Source organism: Burkholderia sp. HI2714, assembly GCF_002223085.1.
Classification (GTDB): domain Bacteria; phylum Pseudomonadota; class Gammaproteobacteria; order Burkholderiales; family Burkholderiaceae; genus Burkholderia; species Burkholderia lata_D.
In genome coordinates, this window is record NZ_NKFM01000159.1 from 1 (window position 1) to 1,023 (window position 1,023).

The following is a 1,023-nucleotide window of genomic DNA, read 5'->3' on the forward strand; positions in this document are numbered from 1 at the left end:
GTGAGACGGTTTCCACACCAGTCCACGAACGCAGAACAGCCCGGCCTATGCTTCGGATCGTACATTCGTTTCTCACGCTCGAACAGCATCTTCGCGCCATCGTCACCACGCCCCGGTCCTACCATCCCGAGCGCTGCCCGCACTGCGGCCGCGCCTGCCTGTGGGCGCACGGCTTCTACGAACGCAAGGCCGACCGCAGCTCGGGCGGCGCCCTGAACTCCGTGCCCGTGCCGCGCTATTGCTGTGCCGCCTGCGGGCGAACTTGCTCGCGCCTGCCGCTCTGTATCTGCCCCCTGCGCTGGTACGGCTGGGCGCTGCAGCAACTCGTGCTTGCGCTGATCTTCTTCGGCGTGTCGCTGCGCCGCACCGCGGCCGTGATCGGTGTCGATCGCCACACCGTACGGCGCTGGTGGTGCTGGCTCGTCCGGTGCAGCAACGACTTCGCCTTTGCCTTGCGCAGCCGCTTCCCAGACCTGGGCCGCACGGCCGACACCGCCTCCTTTTGGCACGCCTGCTTCGCGCTTATGCCGCTGTCGCGCGCGATGGCCTGGCTCGATCTCGACGGCCTCGATGTCCCATGATCCGTTGAAGTCGGCACTGCGCGCGACGTCCTGCCAGGTGCGGTAACGGGCACCCCACACAGTCTGCCCACTGCCGCCGGCCCGGCATCCGGCGTTTCATGACGTCTCCTTCAACTTCAACGGAGACTTCATGCACGACATCGATCCCATGGCCCTGTTCCGGCTGTCCGTGCTCGGCCCCATCGTGAGCCGCGAGCGGCTCGAACGCGGCGAGCTGCTGCAGCTGCTGCGTCAGCTCGCCCGTCAGGAGTACGCGATCCCCGGCACACGCCGGCGCCATATCAGCGAGCGCACCTTGCAGACGTGGTACTACGCCTGGCGTCGCGACGGCGTCTCAGGCCTGGCCAGCCGGCCCCGGGCCGACACCGGCCGCTCGAAGCTGCCCGAGTCCGTACAGGCCGCCGTGCTGGCCGCCAAACGCGAGAACCCGCAACGCTCTGTA

General features: G+C 68.1%; 2 protein-coding genes. Both read left to right on the forward strand.

Annotated features, from left to right (window positions below; genetic code table 11):
• Nucleotides 1-581, forward strand: a 581-nt coding sequence (locus CFB82_RS41630; protein WP_306426999.1) for a DUF6431 domain-containing protein, incomplete at its 5' end; no start/stop codon positions are given.
• 130 nt (nucleotides 582-711) lie between these two features.
• The coding region (locus CFB82_RS41635) for a helix-turn-helix domain-containing protein (protein ID WP_143751101.1) at nucleotides 712-1,023 on the forward strand (312 nt) is incomplete at its 3' end.